The sequence below is a fragment of the Anoxybacillus andreesenii genome, from assembly GCF_030813005.1.
Taxonomy (GTDB): Bacteria; Bacillota; Bacilli; order Bacillales; family Cytobacillaceae; genus Robertmurraya; species Robertmurraya andreesenii.
Genome location: NZ_JAUSTU010000061.1, coordinates 1 through 3,631 on the forward strand (window position 1 = coordinate 1; position 3,631 = coordinate 3,631).

4 protein-coding genes are annotated in these 3,631 nt (G+C 40.7%); 3 read left to right on the forward strand and 1 reads right to left on the reverse strand.

Annotated elements, in window-relative coordinates; translation table 11 throughout:
• Positions 1-756 precede the first annotated feature (756 nt).
• Positions 757-915 carry a hypothetical protein gene (locus J2S07_RS21665; RefSeq protein ID WP_307152439.1) on the reverse strand — a complete coding sequence of 53 codons (159 nt, stop codon included), beginning with the start codon at positions 913-915 and terminating at the stop codon, positions 757-759.
• A gap of 85 nt (positions 916-1,000) precedes the next feature.
• On the opposite strand from J2S07_RS21665, the gene J2S07_RS21670 reads away from it, so the two are divergent.
• The 3 genes from J2S07_RS21670 to J2S07_RS21680 are packed head-to-tail and all read left to right on the forward strand — an operon-like array spanning position 1,001 to position 3,444.
• Positions 1,001-2,389: a DDE-type integrase/transposase/recombinase gene (locus J2S07_RS21670; protein ID WP_307152440.1), complete on the forward strand. Its 1,389-nt coding sequence runs from the start codon at positions 1,001-1,003 to the stop codon at positions 2,387-2,389.
• The gene (locus J2S07_RS21675; RefSeq protein ID WP_307152441.1) at positions 2,386-3,189 is read left to right on the forward strand and encodes an ExeA family protein; all 804 of its coding nucleotides are present in this window, start codon (positions 2,386-2,388) and stop codon (positions 3,187-3,189) included. Before J2S07_RS21670 ends, J2S07_RS21675 begins: the two co-directional genes overlap by 4 nt.
• An 18-nt stretch (positions 3,190-3,207) precedes the next feature.
• Positions 3,208-3,444, forward strand: a complete 237-nt coding sequence (locus tag J2S07_RS21680) for a DUF5348 domain-containing protein (RefSeq protein WP_307152442.1) — start codon at positions 3,208-3,210, stop codon at positions 3,442-3,444.
• Positions 3,445-3,631: the final 187 nt, after the last annotated feature.

Below are 3,631 nucleotides of genomic sequence, written 5' to 3' on the forward strand. Positions count from 1 at the left end.
GTGTTTTCAATCAATGTCTATGACGCTAAATCTTAATAATTCCGCCAATGTATTTGTCAGTCTTGGAAGTAATTACATAACGACAATAGCCTAATCCCATCTTTACAATGACGGTGGATTAGGCTATTTTTATGTAAAAATATAAAGGAAAAGCCCCCATCGATTGCAGTCGATTGGGGGCCAAAAAATAAAACATGTGTAAAAATAGAATACTACCTTTTGGGAAAACACTCAAGTCCTATTTAAAGGAACATGGGGAAAAACGCCCCAATATTTCTTTGTGTTGCCCTGATAAATCATGTAAAAAAAGAACTTTATATAAGCATGGTCGCTATTATCGGTGGGCTACTACTAAATACCAGTGCATCCTTATACCAATCTACCGTTGGTATTGTCCGTTATGTGGAAAAACTATTTCCCTTTTTCCCAATTTCCTCATTCCTTGGGCTCGTGTGGTTACGACCTCTCGCGAGGCGGCCTTTAATCGAAGAAGGAAAGGAGACAGCTTCGAAAAGATTTCAAAAAGCATTGTCTCCCCAGCTATTGGCGGAATTTCAGCTACAACTATCAAACGGTGGTGGAACCGATACCTGGCACAAATTGGCCGTACTTCTATTTGGGTCGCGGGCAGACTTATTCATTTTGGGGAGGAGGAGGATTTACTTCGCCTTCATTCAAAAGGTGTAAACTCAACGACCCTAGATACCCTTAAATGGTTTTATTTTCTTCTCCAAAAGTACGTTCAAAAATTCCAATTTAACCCATCACTGATGGGTTATTTGTCTTTCTTAAATACTCATCTTCCTGCCGATCTACGTCTATAAAATATGTAGTTATCCCGCCGCCACCCTCTGTGGCGAATGCAATTTCTTTAATCTGACACTTGATTTTACCTAAATTATTCCATTCACTCACTGATTGTCCAACAAAATATGTAGTCCTGTCTAAATGGGGCAGGTATGCCATAATTTTATGGAATATCTATAGAGGAGAGATTTGGATGGATGAAAAACAAAGACAAGAGATCGCCAACTTTCGGTATGGCCTGATAGCCCCATTAGTGACTCGAAGACTAGAACCGGGAGAGCAAGCTCAACTGTTAAAAGAAATTGCGAGGCATTCCTATGACATTCCATTCAGCACTGCCAAAATGGTAAGTGTTCGCACATTGGAAAGATATATGAAAGCCTATAAAGAAGGTGGATGGGATGCGTTAAAGCCTTCCCCAAGGGCAGATCTACTTAGGTCAAAGACCATCGAACCGGAGGTTCTAGAAAAAGCCATTGCTTTAAAGAAAGAGAATCCAACAAGAAGTGTACGACAGATCATGGCTATTTTAGAGTTAGCTAAATTTGTGCAGCCGGGGGAATTAAAAGAAAGTACCCTTTCTAAACAACTCAGACGCCGGGGAATGACCAAAAAGGCATTAGAAACAAACAATAAGGACTCTTTTCGAAGGTTTGAGGCGGAACATCGCAACGCTTGTTGGCAGGGAGATGTCCAGCACACCCTCTATTTGCCTCATCCCGAAAAAAAGGGAAAGAAGAAGATGGCCTACCTTGTCGTATTTCTTGATGATTATTCTCGATACGTTGTTCACGCGCAGTTTTATTTTGAAGAGCGTGTACCGCGATTAGAGGACTGTCTAAAAAAAGCTATATTGAAGCACGGGGTTCCATCTATGATCTATGTTGATAATGGAGCTATCTATTCTTCCCATCATTTTGCCAGAATATGCGGAAGATTGGGGACACAGCTTAAACATACTAAACCCTATCGCCCCCAAGGCCGCGGTAAACAAGAAAAGTTCTTTCGTTTTGTGGATCAGAGCTTCGTTCCGGAAGCATATGACTTAATTGAACAAGGAAAAATCCAAACCATAGCTGATTTAAATCGATTTTTTACGGCATGGCTGGAAGTAGCCTACCACCAAAAAGTTCATAACAGCTTTAAACAACGGCCAATGGATCGTTATCAGAAATGTGATCATCCAATCCGAACGATTCCTCCTCACGAATTAGTAGAAGTTTTCCTCTTGGAAGAAACACGAAAAGTAGATAAAACAAACTGCGTGTCCCTATTAGGAACTACTTATGAGGTGGAGCCAGGATTTGTGGGTGAGAAAGTTCAATTACGCTTTGATCCTTATGATATGTCTATTATACAGGTTTGGAAAGAGGAGAAGCGACTGAAAGACGCCGATGTAATGGTACAACGTTCCATGAAATGGGATAAACCTGAGGAAAGCCCAAAATCGGAATCTAAGGAAACGATTCAGAAAACAGGGCTAAATTATATTGAACTAGTCTATGAGGAATACCAAGAACAACAAAAGCAAAATCATCAGAGTGGCTTTGTGAGCCTTATGGAAGAGGGTGAATCAGTATGATTAGTCATTTCTTCGGATGGGATCGCACTCCTTTTACAAAAGAAATTCCGACGGAAAGTTTGTATCAATCAAGTTCTTTTCAACAATGTGTTGCCCGGCTTCAATACATGGTTAAAACACGTTCATTTGGCCTAGTTACCGGGGAGATTGGGGCTGGAAAATCAACTGCCATCAGGTCCCTTCGGGACGGATTGGATCTTACAAAATATCAATTTATTTATCTATGTGATTCCTCTCTTAAACCAAGAGACTTCTACAGAGAATTATTGCATCATCTTGGTATTCCGCCCAAATTTTTGCGGAGCGAAACGAAGCGTCAATTTGAACATGCCATCTGGGATTTGTATGAAAGTCAACAACAAACAGTTGTCGTGATTATTGACGAAGCTCACCTACTGCAGGGAGACATGCTTCAAGAAATAAGATTCTTAACCAATTTTCAGATTGATAGTGTTTCTCCGTTAGCTCTGGTGATGGTTGGGCAGCCTGAATTGCGTTCAACGCTTCAGATGCGTCTGTTTAAACCGATTACACAGCGAATGAATGTCCGCTATCATCTGGGAGGATTGGATCGGGAGGAAACACGAAAATATATTGAACATCAACTTGAAACAGCAGGTGCCAAGCATCCCGTTTTTACAGCAGAAGCCATTGATTCTATTTATGGACATACTAGAGGAATTCCCCGCGAAATCAACAATGTATGTACAGCATGCTTACTAGATGCCGTTGTGCGGAAGGAAAAATTAGTTGATGCGATGCATGTGGATCGAATCTTAAATGAATATAAAGAATTCTAGGATACGAAGGGAAACGACATGAAAAGCCGTTGGAATGATATGAAATATAATGAGGATCTTGATTGTTGGGTGGTCTTTTGGGGTGACAATATGGGATACAAGGTTCGTTGTGGTGATTGGTTTGACCTTCATCTTGGGGAAGGTAGGAAACTTTCGTGCAGGATAGAACTTGGGAGGGAATGGTATATTATCGTCGGCCGCAATGAAACAAAATTATATTTAAAACCTAATGAAACCTATCAGGTTGATATTTAGTTCAGGGGGAGTTGGACCAGATGGTCCGCTTCCCCTTTTCAGCATTACATCAGCCGAACTATGGACAATAGATTCCGTCAATTTCTACGGCTAATATATATCGTCAACGAAAATGACGGTTAAAAATTAAAAAAATCACCGCCATTGTCGGTTCCGAAACTACCGACAAACAGGGTGATTAATAACA